Origin of the sequence: Streptomyces sparsogenes subsp. cuspidosporus (assembly GCF_039532705.1) — a bacterium.
In the GTDB taxonomy this organism is placed as follows: domain Bacteria; phylum Actinomycetota; class Actinomycetes; order Streptomycetales; family Streptomycetaceae; genus Streptomyces; species Streptomyces sparsogenes.
In genome coordinates, this window is the sequence record NZ_BAAASD010000010.1 from 175,882 (window position 1) to 190,022 (window position 14,141).

Annotated in this window: 14 protein-coding genes; 3 read left to right on the top strand and 11 right to left on the bottom strand. The window is 70.0% G+C overall.

The features are described from left to right. Positions 1 to 3: 3 nt before the first annotated feature. From ABFY07_RS15360 to ABFY07_RS15375, 4 genes are all read right to left on the bottom strand, one after another. Positions 4 to 804 carry a carbohydrate ABC transporter permease gene (locus ABFY07_RS15360; RefSeq protein ID WP_346175064.1) on the bottom strand — a complete coding sequence of 267 codons (801 nt, stop codon included), beginning with the start codon at positions 802 to 804 and terminating at the stop codon, positions 4 to 6. A 291-nt stretch (positions 805 to 1,095) separates the two neighbouring features. Continuing rightward, positions 1,096 to 1,749 carry a class I SAM-dependent DNA methyltransferase gene (locus ABFY07_RS15365; protein ID WP_346175029.1) on the bottom strand — a complete coding sequence of 218 codons (654 nt, stop codon included), beginning with the start codon at positions 1,747 to 1,749 and terminating at the stop codon, positions 1,096 to 1,098. A gap of 28 nt (positions 1,750 to 1,777) precedes the next feature. Further along, positions 1,778 to 2,758 (bottom strand): prolyl aminopeptidase, encoded by a 981-nt coding sequence (pip, locus tag ABFY07_RS15370; protein WP_346175030.1) that lies wholly within the window; start codon positions 2,756 to 2,758, stop codon positions 1,778 to 1,780. A gap of 172 nt (positions 2,759 to 2,930) precedes the next feature. After that, positions 2,931 to 3,383 (bottom strand): ATP-binding protein, encoded by a 453-nt coding sequence (locus ABFY07_RS15375; protein WP_346175031.1) that lies wholly within the window; start codon positions 3,381 to 3,383, stop codon positions 2,931 to 2,933. A 211-nt stretch (positions 3,384 to 3,594) separates the two neighbouring features. Here ABFY07_RS15375 and ABFY07_RS15380 point away from each other — a divergent pair, with 211 nt between their 5' ends. Together ABFY07_RS15380 and ABFY07_RS15385 are read left to right on the top strand one after the other, a co-directional pair. Next, positions 3,595 to 4,458 (top strand): helix-turn-helix domain-containing protein, encoded by an 864-nt coding sequence (locus ABFY07_RS15380; RefSeq protein ID WP_346175032.1) that lies wholly within the window; start codon positions 3,595 to 3,597, stop codon positions 4,456 to 4,458. Between the two features lie 3 nt (positions 4,459 to 4,461). Then, positions 4,462 to 4,662: a DUF397 domain-containing protein gene (locus ABFY07_RS15385; protein WP_346175033.1), complete on the top strand. Its 201-nt coding sequence runs from the start codon at positions 4,462 to 4,464 to the stop codon at positions 4,660 to 4,662. Here the strand turns inward: ABFY07_RS15385 and ABFY07_RS15390 are convergent. The 6 genes from ABFY07_RS15390 to ABFY07_RS15415 all read right to left on the bottom strand — a co-directional run bounded on the left by ABFY07_RS15390 (position 4,632) and on the right by ABFY07_RS15415 (position 12,025). After that, positions 4,632 to 5,540, bottom strand: coding sequence for a carbohydrate ABC transporter permease (locus tag ABFY07_RS15390; protein ID WP_346175034.1), 909 nt, complete (start codon positions 5,538 to 5,540; stop codon positions 4,632 to 4,634). The two genes, ABFY07_RS15385 and ABFY07_RS15390, sit on opposite strands and share 31 nt — an antisense overlap. Further along, positions 5,540 to 6,901, bottom strand: a complete 1,362-nt coding sequence (locus tag ABFY07_RS15395) for an extracellular solute-binding protein (RefSeq protein ID WP_346175035.1) — start codon at positions 6,899 to 6,901, stop codon at positions 5,540 to 5,542. Before ABFY07_RS15395 ends, ABFY07_RS15390 begins: the two co-directional genes overlap by 1 nt. 144 nt (positions 6,902 to 7,045) lie before the next feature. After that, positions 7,046 to 8,104, bottom strand: coding sequence for a chitinase (locus ABFY07_RS15400; protein ID WP_346175036.1), 1,059 nt, complete (start codon positions 8,102 to 8,104; stop codon positions 7,046 to 7,048). Between the two features lie 208 nt (positions 8,105 to 8,312). Beyond that, a complete protein-coding gene (locus ABFY07_RS15405; RefSeq protein ID WP_346175037.1) occupies positions 8,313 to 9,029 on the bottom strand; it encodes a response regulator in 717 nt (238 codons plus the stop codon). Continuing rightward, positions 9,026 to 10,732: a sensor histidine kinase gene (locus ABFY07_RS15410; RefSeq protein WP_346175038.1), complete on the bottom strand. Its 1,707-nt coding sequence runs from the start codon at positions 10,730 to 10,732 to the stop codon at positions 9,026 to 9,028. Before ABFY07_RS15410 ends, ABFY07_RS15405 begins: the two co-directional genes overlap by 4 nt. Before the next feature lie 72 nt (positions 10,733 to 10,804). Continuing rightward, entirely contained in the window at positions 10,805 to 12,025 is a 1,221-nt protein-coding gene (locus ABFY07_RS15415; RefSeq protein ID WP_346175039.1) for an RNA-guided endonuclease InsQ/TnpB family protein, read from the bottom strand. Between the two features lie 394 nt (positions 12,026 to 12,419). Between ABFY07_RS15415 and ABFY07_RS15420 the strand changes: the two genes are divergently transcribed. Next, positions 12,420 to 13,859, top strand: coding sequence for a cation:dicarboxylate symporter family transporter (locus ABFY07_RS15420; RefSeq protein WP_428836930.1), 1,440 nt, complete (start codon positions 12,420 to 12,422; stop codon positions 13,857 to 13,859). Positions 13,860 to 13,941: 82 nt separating this feature from the next. On the opposite strand, the gene ABFY07_RS15425 is transcribed toward ABFY07_RS15420, so the two are convergent. Continuing rightward, entirely contained in the window at positions 13,942 to 14,085 is a 144-nt protein-coding gene (locus ABFY07_RS15425) for a hypothetical protein (RefSeq protein WP_346175040.1), read from the bottom strand. Positions 14,086 to 14,141: the final 56 nt, after the last annotated feature.

The window sequence follows — 14,141 nt, forward strand, 5'->3', positions numbered from 1 at the left end:
CCATCACCCCTTGACCGCCCCTCCGAGCGCGAAGCCGCCGCCCATCCGGCGGGCGATCAGCACGTACAGCAGGATCACGGGGGTCGAGTAGAGGATGGAGAAGGCCGCGAGCTGGCCGTAGGCGACCTGGCCGTAGTTGCCGAAGAAGGTGAAGATGGTGACCGACGCCGGAAGTTGGTCGGGGCTGAGCAGCAGCATGAAGGGCACGAAGAAGTTGCCCCACATCATGATGAAGCTGTAGATCATCACGACCGTCATGCCCGGCCCCATCAGGGGCAGGATCACGCGGGTCAGGGTCTGTGGCCAGGACGCGCCGTCCGTCCACGCGGCCTCTTCGAGGATGACCGGGACGCCGTCCATGAAGTTCTTCATCAGCCAGACCGCGAACGGGAGTTGGGAGGCGGCCAGGAACAGGGCCGTGCCGTACATCGTGTCGACGAGATCGACCTGTACGAAGAGGCCGTAGACCGGGACCATGATCGCGGTGATCGGTAGGCAGGTGCTGAACAGGATCGTCATCAGGTACGGGCGCACGAGGCGGGAGCGGAACCGGGACAGCGGATAGGCCGCGAGCGCCGCGCAGGCCACGGTGAGGACGGTGGCTCCGCCGCACAGCAGCAGGCTGTTGAGCATCGGAGTGAAGGTGATCTCGTCCGTCCACACCGCCTGGAAGTTGTCCAGCGTGGGGGAGTCGGGGACGGACACGCGCAGGGTGGCCTCGCCGTCCAGGGAGGCCAGGAGGAGCCAGGCCAGGGGGAGCACGAAGGCCGCGGCGACGACGAGCAGGGCGGCGTCGGCGGCCAGTCGGCGGCGGGTGCGGGGGGACCAGGCGGCGGGGGACCAGGCGGCGGGCGGCCCGGCGGTACGCGGTCCGGACGGCGGCTGGGACGTGGTGGGCCGGGACAACGTGCGGCCGGGCAGTGCGGACAACCTCGGACCTCCTCGCGCCTGCCGGCGCAGTCGATCAGCGTGTTGATCAGCGTCCCGTCTATGAAACCGTCCGCCCGGCCGTGGGGGAAGACTCCCGTCACATCAACGGAATCGAGCCGCGAGCGCGGCGCGTAGCACCGCGCTCGGCCGGCTCGTGGAGCGAGGTCACCCGAGCCGCTCGTCCTTACGCATCAGCAGACGGCCATGGCGGAGCGGCCGTTCGCCCTCGCACGGCTGGCGCGTCATCCGGCCGATCTCGGTGAATCCGGCGTCGCCGGCCAGCCGCGCGAGGTCGTCGATCGGCCACGCGTAGGCCGTGGTCACCTTGTGGTCGAACGGCGTGACCTGCTCGTCCTCCGCCTCGAAGAAGCCGGGCAGGAGGTGGCCGCCGGGTGCGAGCACCCGCCGGAACTCGGCGAAGTACGCGGGGAGGTGCTGCGGTGGGGTGTGTATGACCGAGTACCAGGACAGGATGCCGCCCAGCTCGCCGTCGGCGAGGTCCAGGGCGTCCATGGAGCCGACCTCGAACCGCAGGTCCGGGTAGGTCTCCCGGGCGGTGTCGATCATCACCGGCGACAGGTCCACGCCGAACACGTCCAGCCCCAGGTTCCGCAGATGCGCGGTCACCCGTCCCGGGCCGCACCCCAGCTCGGCGACGGGCCCGCCGCCGGCGGAACCGGCCAGCTCGGCGAACGCGGCGAGCACGGCCCGGTCCAGCGGTTGTCCGTCGAGTTCGTTCCGGAAGAGTTCGGCGTAGAGGACGGCCACGGCGTCGTAGGAATCCGCCGTGGTGGCGAGGTAGGAGGAAGGTTCAGTCACAAGCGAGGACCTTAGAACGTCCCCCGCCTCACCTCGACTTGTTTGAACGGCCGTTCGCACCGAACCGCGCGATCGCCTCCAGGACCGCGTCCCGCATCGCGGGGCTCCCCGTGTGCCCCGAGTCGTCGATGACCTTCAGCTCCGCGTCCGGCCATGCCTTGGACAGCTCCCACGCGGTCTTCAGCGGGCTGCCCAGGTCGAGCCGGCCGTGGATCAGCACCGCCGGGATCCCCGCCAGCCGGTGCGCGTCACGGAGCAGTTGTCCGTCCTCCAGCCAGGCGTCGTTGGCGAAGTAGTGGGCGCAGATCCGGACGAAGGCCATCAGTCCGTCATCGGGCTTGTCGCTGTAGTAGCCCGGGTGTCCCAGGGCCTCATGGGCGATGACGGCGTCCTCCCAGGCGCACCAGTCCCGCGCCGCCTTGACCCGGACTGCCTCGTCCGGGCTGTTCAGCAGCCGGTTGTACGCGGCCACGATGTTGCCGCTCCGGTCCGACTCCGGCAGCGCGTCGCGGAACGCCTCCCAGGCGCCGGGCAGCAGGCGTCCGACGCCCCGGTAGAGCCAGTCGGTTTCTTCCGGCCGGGTCATGGTGACACCGGCGATGACGATCTCGGAGACCCGCTCCGGGTGGCGCTCCGCGTAGGCGAGGATCAACGTCGAGCCCCAGGAACCGCCGTAGAGCAGCCAGCGCTCGACGCCCAGGTGCTCCCGCAGCCGCTCCATGTCGGCGATGAGGTGGTCGGTGGTGTTGTGATCGAGGCTGACGGCCGGGTCGGAGGCGTGCGGCAGGCTCTCACCACAGCCCCGCTGGTCGAACAGGACGATCCGGTAGACCTCGGGATCGAACATCGCGCGACTCCCGCGCCCGCCCCCGCTGCCGGGGCCGCCGTGCACACACAGGGCCGCCTTCCCGTCGGGGTTCCCGCTGGTCTCCCAGTAGATCCGGTTTCCGTCGCCGACGTCGAGGAGGCCGTGCGCGTACGGCTCTATGGGCGGGAAGGGCTCGGTCATGGCGGTCTCCTCAAGGGCGCGAACAACGACCTTGCGAGGCTAGACCCGTTGCCAGTGACTTTCCCCCCAATACGTGGGTGCGGTGAGTATCGGACAGCGACACGCCGACACCACGGCGTGTCGCTGTCCGATACTCACCGCAAAGTCGCTGGCATCGAGGCGGCTGGGGTGGTCAGGGTCCGGCCAGTGGGCGGGCGATGTCCAGCTCGACCCACACCTCCTTGCCCACGATCCGCTCCCGCACGCCCCAGCGGGCCGCCAGCGCACGGACGATGAGGAGCCCGCGCCCGAACTTGTCGTCGGGGGTGGGGCGGCGCGGCCGGGGGACACGTTCCCCCTTGGCGTCGGAGACGGCGATGCGCAGGTGGTTTTTGGTGAGGGTGAGCCGGACGCGGAAGTGGCGCCCCGGCACGCTGCCGTGGAGCACGGCGTTGGCGGCCAGCTCGGAGACGATCAGCTCGGCGTCCTGCGCGAGGGCGGGATGGCCCCAGTGGGCGACCAGCCGCGCGGTGTAGCGGCGGGCGGAGGTCACGCTTCTGGGGAAGGGGGCGTAGTCGACGCGGTCGTCCTGGAGGACGGGGTCGTCGGGGTCGGGGATCCGGGGGTCTTGGGGCGCGAATGCCATCGCGTCACCTCCAGCAGGCGGTTTCGGGCCTGGGCGCGCGAGGGCGTGGCGGATCGCCGGTCCGGACAACCTCGCTGCGCAAGCGGTTCATCACGGACCGTATTGCCGACTTCTAGATCAACACAAGTTCCTCCCGGAGGAAATCCTCCGGACGTGTTTGCGGTGCTGTGCCCGGCGAGGCCAGACTGTCCATGTGACGAGAAGTCAGCCGATGCAGGGAAACAGCACCTCGACCGTTCTGGGCCGCAGACTTGGCGGTGAGCTGATCAAGCTCCGCACCGGGGCGGGGCTCACCCAACTCGACGCCGCCACAGCGCTTACGGCGTCAACGACCAAGGTCGCCAAGATGGAACGCGGCTGGGTCCCCATGCGCGATCCGGACATCCGGGCCCTGTGCGAGCTGTACGGCGTGAGTGATCCGGCGGTGGTGGGCGGACTGTTGGAGCTGGCGCGGGTGGATCGTGGGCGCCGTAAGGCCAAGGGCTGGTGGAACGACTTCCCCGACCTCGGTGAGATGCAGGAGTACGTCGCCCTGGAGAGCGTGGCGACCAGCATCAGGACGTGGCAGCTCAGCTATGTGCCTGGTCTGCTGCAGACTCCGGACTACCTCCGCGCATTGGCTCAAGGCGCCTCGATGCGCGACCACCCGGACAAGGGCGAGAAGTTGGTCGCCGCCCGAGTCGCCCGTCAGCGGCGGCTCTCCGAAGAACCCGTACTGGCCCTGTGGGCGGTGATCCACGAAAGCGTGCTTCGGCAACAGGTCGGCGGACGCGAGGTGATGCGCTCGCAGTTGGCGCATCTGTGCCACGTCGCGGAAGAACCGCACGTCACGATCCAGGTGCTGCCGTTCACGGCCGGGGCGCACGTGGGTATGGGTGGCGCCTTCAACATCATCTCGTTCGCCGAGCCCGGGGCGATGGATCTGGTGTATACAGAGATCGCCCTCGGTCAGTTGTGGGTCGAGGGAGGCGACGAGGCAGCCCAACATCAGAAGCTGTTCGAGTGCATTTCCCGAAGCGCCCTCACTGAGCCAGAGAGCAGGTCATTCATCAACGTCCTCCGCGAAGAGGTGTGAGAAATGAACGCTCTTGAGTTTCGCAAGTCGAGCTACAGCTCCGCAGACCGCGAGTGCGTCGAGGTGGCCACCAACCACCCCGACACCGTCGCGATACGCGACTCCAAGCAGCCCGGGGGCCCCATACTCCACGTGGCGCCCGCTGCCTGGGCCGCCTTCCGGGAGGCCGTCGTTCAGACCTCCTCGCGCATCAGCCGCAGGTAGACCACCGAGAACACCGCGCCGACCAGCAGCAACAGCAGGGCCACCGCCGTGCCGTAGCCGATGAGCGACTTGTTGAACGCCTGGTCGTACATGAAGACCGGGAGGGTCTGGCTGCGGTTGCCGGGGCCGCCTCGGGTCATGGCCCAGATGAGGCCGAAGACGGACAGGGTCTGGAGGGTGTTGAGCATCAGGTTGGTGCCGATGGAGCGGCGGATCATCGGCAGGGTGACGTGCCAGAAGCGGCGCGGGCCGCTCGCGCCGTCGACTTCCGCGGCCTCGTTGATCTCCTGGGGGATCTCGGAGAGCGCGGCGGAGTAGACGAGCATGGAGAAGGCCGTGCCGCGCCAGACGTTGGCGAAGGAGACGGCGAGGATGGGGAGGGTGTAGAGCCAGTTCTGGGACGGCAGGTGGAGCCAGTCCAGAACGGCGTTGAGGGTGCCCTCGCGGCGGAAGAAGGCGTACAGCAGGAAGCCCGCGACGATCTCGGGCACCACCCAGGCCGCGATGACGATGGAGCCGGTGAGGGTGCGGATCGGCTTGGAGGCGCGCCGCATGGCGGTGGCGAGGGCGAGGCCGAGGGTGTTCTGGCCGATGAGCGAGGACAGGAAGGTGAAGACGAGGGTGAGGACGACGGCGTTGCGGAAGTCGTCGTCGGCGAAGGCGCGCCGGAAGTTGTCGAGGCCGACGAAGTTCGTGGTGGCGGCCCCGGTCAGCTGCATGTCGGTGAAGGCGATGTAGACGCAGTAGCCGATCGGCCCGCCGAGGAAGAGCAGCAGGAGGGCGGTGGCCGGGGCGAGGGGGAGCCAGCGCAGGGGGCGGCGGCGCCCCGGCCGCGTCGGGGCGGCCGGGGCCGCCGCCACCTTGGTCGCGGTCGCCATCAGCCCTTGGCCACCGTGGCGCCGTCGGCGATCGAGTCGAGTTGACCGCCGTACGACTTCGCGGCCTCGCCGGGTGAGGCGTCACCCGTGGTCACCGACTCCATGGCCTCGCCGATCGCGGTGGAGACCTGCGGGTAGACGGGGAGCGCCGGCCGGTAGTGGGTGTACTTCACCAGGCCGGTGAAGAAGGTGATGCCGGGCATGGAGGACAGATAGCGGGGGTCCTTGGCGACGTCGTCGCGGACCGCGATCTGGGCGCCGACCACGCACCATTCGACCGCGTTCTTCTTGGTCTGGAGCTGCTCGATGAACTTCCAGGCCAGGTCGGGGTTCTTGGACTTGGCGGTGATCGCCCAGGTCCAGCCGCCGGACATGCTGACCTTGCCGGGTGCCTGGCCGTTTTGCGTGGGCATGGCCGCCTGGCCGAGGGTCTTGGACCACTCCGGCCAGGGCTTGCCGCCGGTCTTCAGCCAGTTCTGGCCGAGCCAGGAGCCGTCGAGGGCGATGGCGAGCTTGCCTTCCGGCAGCCACTCGCTGTAGACGGTGGTGCCGACGTTGGGGTCGAGGGCGTCGGAGACGTCGGGGCCCAGCTTCTCGGAGTAGACGGTCTTGAGGAAGTTCAGGGAGTCCTCGAAGCCCTTGCCGCCGGTGACCCACTTCTTCGCCTTCGGGTCGTACAGCGGGTTCTCGCCCGTGCCGTACAGCAGCATCTCGAAGCTCTGCATGACGGCGGTCTCGCCGGGGGCCTTGCCGGTGTAGACGTTGAGCGGGGTGACGCCGGGGACCTTCTCCTTGATGGTGCGGGCCGCGTCGAGGATCTCGTCCCAGTTCTTGGGCTGCCAGTCGGCCGGCAGCCCGGCTTTCGCGAAGATCTTCTTGTTGAACCACAGGCCGCGGGTGTCGGTGCCGTCCGGGACGCCGTACGTCTTGCCGTCCTCGGCCTTGGCCGCGGCCTTGGCGGTGTCGACGAACCGGTCCCAGGTCTTCCACTTGTCCAGATAGTCGTCGAGGGGGCGGAGATAGCCGGCCTTGATGTCGGAGTTGATCCGGAAGGTGTCCTCGTAGACCAGGTCGGGCGCGGTCTTGGGGGACCGCATCATCTGCTGGACCTTGGTGGCGTAGTCGTTGTCCTGCGCCTGGATCGGGATCAGCTTGACCTTTTTGCCGGGGTTCGCCTTCTCGAAGTCCTTCTTCACCCCGGCCAGGTAGTTGTCCTTGAATCTGATCTTGTTGTCGGTGCTGCGGGGGTAGGCGACCTTGACGGTGTCCGGGTCGCTGCCCGAGCCGCCGCCGCAGGCGGTGAGTCCCGCGGCGGCGACGAGCGTGACTGCGCTGAGGATCAGTGGGGCGGTGGGGCGCACGGGCACGACCTCCTTGCTGGCCTCTGGGGCTGCGGGCCGACCGTACGGTCGGCTCCCGGGCAAGGTCAATCCCCGTGACCAGGAACGCCCTTGATCGAACGTCAGCCCGTAAACCCCGGATCCGGCCTGGCCGTGCCCGCCCGCTCAGCCGGTGTAGCCCGCCAGCACCTTGGTGAAGTCGTACGTGCCCTGGTTGATGCCGCTGCATGCGTCCGCGTCCGAGCCGGAGCCGCACGCGCGGTCGCGGTTGAGCGACCAGAAGCTGACCCGGGCCAGGTGGTGGCTCTTGGCGTAGGAGACCACGGACTTGAAGTTGTCGAGGGTGACCGTCTCGCCCGCGACATCGGTCTTGCCATTCATGGAGGAGAAGCCGGACTTGCGGTACGCGGCGTCGGAGGACAGGCCGTAGGCGCTCGCGACCGTGTTCTTCAGGCCGTCGACCGCCGACTTGGTGGCCGCCGCCATGTCGAGGGAGCCCTGGCCGAAGTCGAACGGCATGACGGTCCAGCCGTCCACGTCCACGCCGCTCGCCGCGCCGCGCCTGACCAGGTCCTTGCCATTGGCGTCGGGGCCGCTGGTGGTCGTCCCGAAGGTGACGTACACCTTGATCCCGCTGTTCTTCTGCTTGACGATCTTCAGCGCGTCGATCACCCGCTGCCGGACCGTGGCGTTCTCGAATTCGCTCGCCTCGATGTCGATGTCGATCGACTTGAGCTTGTAGGCGTCGATCACCTTCTGGTACGCGCCGGCCAGCGCGGAGGCCGAGGAGCACTTCTCGCCGAGCTTGGCGCCGCTCCAGCCGCCGAAGGATACCGTGACGTCGCCGCCGGCCGAGCGTATGGAGTTGATCGTGGACTGGTCGGCGCCGCCGGTGAGCGCGCGGGAGCCGTCCCACTTCGGGTTGCAGCCGCCGTCCGAGAGGATGAAGGCCATCGTGAACTGGGTGGTGCCGGTGGCCGCCATCACATCCGTGGCCCTGGGCGGGCTGCCCCACCCGAGGTAGAGGTACGGCCCGGTCTGGCCGCTGGCCGCGGCCATGGCGCCCGGGGCGGCGGAGTGCGCGGCCGTGGCGTTCGGGGCGGCGGCGCGAGGGGCGGCGGCCTGGGCGCCGGTGGCGGCGAGGGCGGCCGTACCACCGGTGGTTATCAGCCCACAGGTGGCGACGAGCGCGAGTCTGCGGGAGCGCTTGGACTTCTTTTCCATGGGGGGTGTCCTCCGGGACAACACGCGCAACGAGGGCGACAGGGGAGCATACGTGCACCGAACAGCTGTCCATTGAGCGAGGTTGCGGACGTGAACGCTAGCGAGTGGTGTGGTCGGCCGACAAGATGTCGGATAGGAAAGTTTCCTATTGCTCTACGAGCCGGAGTCCGGGGCCCGGCTCGCACCGTGGTCGCTCAGTCCTGATCGCTCAGTCCGCGTGGTGCCCGGTCAGCCAGCGGTAGACCAGTTCCGGGCGGCCGACCTGCCCGTACTGCGGGGCCCGCGCCGCCCGGCCCGCGTCGACCAGGTGCTCCAGATAGCGGCGCGCGGTGATCCGCGAGATCCCCACCGCCTCGGCCGTCGAGGCGGCCGAGATGCCCTCCTCGGCCGCGCGCAGCGTGTCGGTCACGGCTTGCAGGGTGGCCGGGGTCAGCCCCTTGGGCAGCTCGGCCGGCTGCGGCGCGCGCAGCGCGGCCAGCGCGCGGTCCACCTCGTCCTGTCCGCTGGCCTCGCCCACGCTCGCGCGGAACTCCGCGTAGCGCAGCAGCCGGTCCCGCAGCGTTGCGAATGTGAACGGTTTGAGGACGTACTGCACCACCCCGAGCGAGACCCCTTCCCGGACCACCGCGAGGTCGCGGGCCGAGGTCACCGCGATGACGTCCGCGGTGTGGCCCGCCGCGCGCAGCCCCCGCACGAGCTGCAGCCCGTGTCCATCGGGCAAATACAGATCCAGGAGCAGGAGATCGGCGGGCGTCCGCTCCAGCAGGCGCTGCGCCTCGCCGCGCGTCCGCGCCGCGCCGACGACGGTGAAGCCGGGGACGCGCTCGACGTACATCCGGTGTGCGTCGGCGGCGACGGGGTCGTCCTCGACCACGAGGACCCGGATCGGGCCGGGCGGCGCCGGGTTCGCCTGCGCCGGGCTCATCGGGCGGATTCCTCTCGCGAGGCGGGGGACGCCGGCTCGTTGCGGGGCGCGAATTCGGCTGCCGGTTCGTCGCGGGGCTCGGTGTCGTCCCCCTCCGCCGGGTCGGCCAGGGGCAGGCGGACCGTGAACTCCGCGCCGCCGTCCGCCGCCCGGGAGACCTCGATCGTGCCGCCGTTGCGGGACACCGCCTGCCGGACCAGGGCGAGCCCCAGCCCGCGGCCCGGGGACTTGGTGCTCCAGCCCCGCCCGAAGGCGTCCTCGACCGCCGCCGGGTCAAGACCGGCGCCCGTGTCGCGTACGCACAGCGTCAGCTCGCCGCCCGCCGCGCGGGCGGTGACCGTGACCCGGGCGCTGCGGGCCGCGCCGCGGCCGGCGCCCTCGGCGGCGGCGTCCGTGGCGTTGTCGATGAGATTGCCGAGGATCGTCACCAGGTCGCGGGCCGGGAGGCCGGGTGGGAGCAGCCCGTCGTCGATGCGGCTGTCGGGGGCGAGGACGAGTTCCACGCCGCGCTCGTTGGCCTGGGCGGCCTTGCCGAGCAGCAGGGCGGCCAGCACCGGCTCGGCGACGGCCCCCACGACCTGGTCGGTGAGCACCTGCGCCAGCTCCAGCTCGGCGGTCGCGAAGTCCACCGCCTCCTCGGCGCGCCCCAGCTCGATCAGCGAGACGACGGTGTGCAGCCGGTTGGCGGCCTCGTGGGCCTGGGAGCGCAGGGCCTCGGTGAAGCCGCGTACGGAGTCCAGCTCGCCCGACAGCGCCTGGAGCTCGGTGTGGTCGCGCAGCGTGACGACGGTGCCGCGCTGCTCTCCGCTGCTGACCGGGGAGGTGTTGACGACCACGACCCGCTCGGCGGTCAGGTGCAGCTCGTCCACGCGCGGCTCGGCGGCGAGCAGGGCGCCGGTCAGCGGCGGGGGCAGGCCGAGGTCGGCCACGTACCGGCCGACCGAGTCCCCGGAGAGGCCGAGCAGCTCCCGCCCGGCGTCGTTGATCAGCGCGATCCGCCGCCGACCGTCGAGCATCAGCAGCCCTTCCCGCACGGCGTGCAGCGCGGCCTGGTGGTAGTCGTGCATCCGGCTCAGCTCGGTGGCGTTCATGCCGTGGGTGTGGCGGCGCAGCCGGGCGTTGATGACGTAGGTGCCGATGCCGCCGATCGTCAGCGCGGCGAACGCGACCACGAGCAGCGCCAGCATCTGGCGGCGCACCTGCGCGCTGATGGTGTCCACGGTGATGCCCGCGCTGACCAGCGCGGTGATCCTGCCCCCGGCCCGCGCGTCGCGCACCGGGGCCACCACGCGCACGGACGCGCCCAGGGTGCCGGTGTACGTCTCGTCGAAGATGTGGCCGCGCAGCGCGGGCCCGGTGTTGCCGAGGAACTTCTCCCCTATGCGGTCCGGGTCGGGGTGGGTCCAGCGGATCCCGCGCGGATTCATGATCGTGACGAAGGCGACCCCGGTGTCGCGGCGCACCCGCTCGGCGTACGGCTGGAGCCGGGCGGAGGGGTCGTCGGAGCGTACGGCCTCGGCGACCGCGGGGGAGTCGGCGACCGCGGTGGCCGCGGCGGTGGCCTGGCGCCGGGCGGACTCCTCCGCCTGGCTCCGCCCGGAGACGTACGAGAAGATCGCGCACCCCGCCACCACGGCCGCGACCAGGACGACCTGCATCGCGAACAGCTGGCCTGCCAGGCTCCGGGGGCGGGGGACGCGCATGCCACACAGTGTGCCCTGCACATGGCCGTTTCTTGAATCCTCCCCTCCCTGCAAGGGGAGGGGATTCCTGGCTCAGGCTGCCTGCGGGAGCAGCGCTCCCGCAGGTCTTACGCCCTCGGCACCAGCCGGGTCGAGACCGGCCCGGACCAGCATCACGCGGGCGGAGTTCTTGTCCCTGGGGGAGACGGCTCCGCACGCAGCGCAGGTGTAGGTGCGTTCGGACAGCGGGAGTGCGTGCTTGGTTCTCGCTCCGCACGATCCGCAGTCCATGGTGGTGTACGCGGGGTGCACCAAGCGGATGTCCCGCCCGTGCTTGCGACCCATCTCGATCAGGGCCTTCTTCACCGCGCCGATCGCCGCGTCCGCCGCCTTCCGCGTCATCGAGGACTTGGCCAGGAACTGGGGTTTGAAGTCCTCCACGGCGATGGCGTCATGGTCGCGCACGGTCTTCTTCGCCCACTTGCGACCGGTGTCCTGGCGCTGCCGGGCGATCTTCGCGTAGGTCTTCGCCCGCCACTTCCTCGCCTGGCGGTAGCCCCTCGAGGCGGCCTGCCCCTTCTTCGGTCTGCGGCGGGCCATCATCCGGTCATACCGGCTCAGCCTGGCCTGCGCCTTGCGGCCGTACTGCGCGTGCGGGAGATCGTGGGCGTTGGAGGTGGTGGTCGCTATCTGCTTCACGCCCCAGTCCACGCCCAGCACCCGGCCGGTCTCCGGCAGCGGCTCCACCTGGGCGGGGACCACGAACGAGCAGTACCAGTGCCCGACACTGTCCTGGTACACGCGCACCGAGGAGGGTTCGGCGGGCAGGCCCCGCGACCACACCACCGACAGCACGATCCCGCCCGCCAAGTGCAGACGCCCGTCCCTGAGCCTGAACCCGCGCCGGGTGTAATTCAGCGTCGGCAACGCCTCACGCTTCCTCTTCCATCCCGGCATACCCGCCCGCCGCCGCTGAGGCACACGCTCCCGGATGTCCTTCTGAGCCTTGGCACGCGACTTAGCGAAGTCCCGGATCACCTGCTGCTGCACCACACTGGAGCCCTCACGCAGCCACGGCATACACTCCCGCGCCCGCGTCAGCATCCTGTCGAGCTGCGCCGGGCCACAGGTCCGCTTCTCACCCGTGGCCTTGTTGTGCAGGTGGGTGGCCCTGGACTTGGCCACGCACTCGTTCCAGATCCACCGGCACCGAGCCCATTCCGCCAACAGCATCGTATGGGCGGTCGAGGACACGCGAAGCCGGTACGTGTACCGGGCATACCCGGCCCCCTCGGCTTCACTCGACGTCGTCATGCCGTCAACGTAGTGTCATCGTTCGGATTCCACTCCGTGTTCCGGCAGCACTACTCGAACGGGTGACCGCCCAAGCTGCTACGGAATGGCGGCCCCTCAACTCCGGGAGAATTACCACCCTTCTTGGAGGTCGCCCTCACAGCTCCCCGGGCGCGGACCTCGGATCCACCCGGCGGCGACCCTGCTTCCCCTGCCCCGTTACGCGGGAATCCGGACTCCTCCCCGGTCTGAAGGCCAGGGCATCCGCCGGGAAATCCCGGTGAACGAAATGAACGGAAGGGTGACCGCCGTCACAGGCGGGGTGCATAGTCCTCGGGACCGTCCAGGGCGAAGTGCGAGCCGCACGACGCATCAGCCGGGACAGCTGGACGGCAGAGCAGAAGGGGGCAGCACCGTGGCTGCGCAGACCTCGCCGCCCGATTCCGTGGGTACGGATGCCGGGCGGCCGAAGAAGGACCGGATTCACTACCTCTACATCGCGGTGATCGCCGCGGTCGGGCTCGGCATCCTGGTGGGCTTCGTCGCCCCCGATACGGCGGTGGAGCTCAAGCCGCTCGGCACCGGCTTTGTGAATCTCATCAAGATGATGATCTCGCCGGTCATCTTCTGCACGATCGTGCTCGGCGTGGGTTCGGTGCGGAAGGCCGCGAAGGTCGGCAAGGTCGGTGGCCTCGCGCTCGGCTACTTCCTGCTGATGTCGACCGTGGCGCTCGCCATCGGCCTGGTCGTCGGCAACATCATCGAGCCGGGCAGCGGGCTGCACCTGACCCACGAGGCGGCGCAGGCCGGGCAGGGCCAGGCGGAGGGCGCCCACGAGTCCACCACGGACTTCCTGCTCGGGATCATCCCGACCACGATCGTCTCCGCCTTCACCGTGCCCGAGGTGCTGCAGACCCTGCTGGTCGCGCTGCTGGTCGGCTTCGCGCTGCAGGCCATGGGCAAGAGCGGCGAGCCGGTGCTGCGCGGGATCGGCCACATACAGCGGCTGGTGTTCCGGGTGCTGGCCATGATCATGTGGGCGGCGCCGGTGGGTGCCTTCGGCGCGATAGCCGCGGTGGTCGGCGAGACGGGCGTGGACGCGCTGAAGTCGCTCGCCGTCATCATGATCGGCTTCTACATCACCTGTGCGCTGTTCGTGTTCCTCGTACTGGGCACGGTCCTGCGGCTCGTCTCGGGCGTGAGCATCTTCTCGCTGCTGAAGTACCTGGCCCGCGAGTTCCTGCTGATCGTGTCGACCTCGTCGTCGGAGTCCGCGCTGCCGCGCCTGATCGCCAAGATGGAGCACGCGGGCGTCAGCCAGCCCGTCGTGGGCATCACCGTGCCGACCGGCTACTCGTTCAACCTGGACGGCACCGCGATCTACCTGACCATGTCCTCGCTGTTCATCGCCGAGGCCATGGGCAACCCGCTGTCGATCGGCGAGCAGATATCCCTGCTCGCGTTCATGATCATCGCGTCGAAGGGTGCGGCGGGCGTGACCGGCGCGGGCATGGCCACGCTGGCCGGCGGGCTGCAGTCGCACCGCCCGGACCTGGTGGACGGCGTCGGCCTGATCGTCGGCATCGACCGCTTCATGAGCGAGGCGCGCGCCCTCACCAACTTCGCGGGCAACGCGGTCGCGACCGTCCTGGTCGGCACCTGGACCAAGGAGATCGACAAGGAGCGCATGCGGGAGGTGCTCGCCGGGCGGCTGCCGTTCGACGAGACGACGCTGTCGCCCGACGGGCACGGCGTGGAGGCCGCGGACGACTCGGACGGCGCGGACGGCGCGGGCTCGGCCGTGCCGGAGCGGCGCGGCGGCCCGGACACGGCGAAGGAGCACGCCGCCCTCTGACCCGCTCCGCCCGTGCGGCGCGCACCGCACGCACGGCCGACGCGGCCCTGCCCTCCTGAATCGGGGCAGGGCCGCGCTCGTTTCACCCCCCGCCCGCGGACCTCGCGGGGACGTGCACGACCCCCGTCGCCGTCTCCGCGTGCACCCCCGGGAAGACGGGGAGCAGCGGGGCGACCAACAGGGCGACCCCCAGGACCGCCGTGGCGATCCGCCCCCAAAGAGACATACGTCCGGCTCCCTTCCCTCCGCCACGTCTTCACCCCCGTGGAAGACGTACGGTCC

Coding starts and splice junctions, on each gene's coding strand:
- ABFY07_RS15425 (WP_346175040.1), bottom strand. CDS start 14,085: ATGTCTCTTTGGGGGCGGATCGCCACGGCGGTCCTGGGGGTCGCCCTG.
- ABFY07_RS15380 (WP_346175032.1), top strand. CDS start 3,595: ATGCAGGGAAACAGCACCTCGACCGTTCTGGGCCGCAGACTTGGCGGT.
- ABFY07_RS15385 (WP_346175033.1), top strand. CDS start 4,462: ATGAACGCTCTTGAGTTTCGCAAGTCGAGCTACAGCTCCGCAGACCGC.
- ABFY07_RS15405 (WP_346175037.1), bottom strand. CDS start 9,029: ATGAGCCCGGCGCAGGCGAACCCGGCGCCGCCCGGCCCGATCCGGGTC.
- ABFY07_RS15390 (WP_346175034.1), bottom strand. CDS start 5,540: ATGGCGACCGCGACCAAGGTGGCGGCGGCCCCGGCCGCCCCGACGCGG.
- ABFY07_RS15410 (WP_346175038.1), bottom strand. CDS start 10,732: ATGCGCGTCCCCCGCCCCCGGAGCCTGGCAGGCCAGCTGTTCGCGATG.
- ABFY07_RS15415 (WP_346175039.1), bottom strand. CDS start 12,025: ATGACGACGTCGAGTGAAGCCGAGGGGGCCGGGTATGCCCGGTACACG.
- ABFY07_RS15375 (WP_346175031.1), bottom strand. CDS start 3,383: ATGGCATTCGCGCCCCAAGACCCCCGGATCCCCGACCCCGACGACCCC.
- pip (WP_346175030.1), bottom strand. CDS start 2,758: ATGACCGAGCCCTTCCCGCCCATAGAGCCGTACGCGCACGGCCTCCTC.
- ABFY07_RS15400 (WP_346175036.1), bottom strand. CDS start 8,104: ATGGAAAAGAAGTCCAAGCGCTCCCGCAGACTCGCGCTCGTCGCCACC.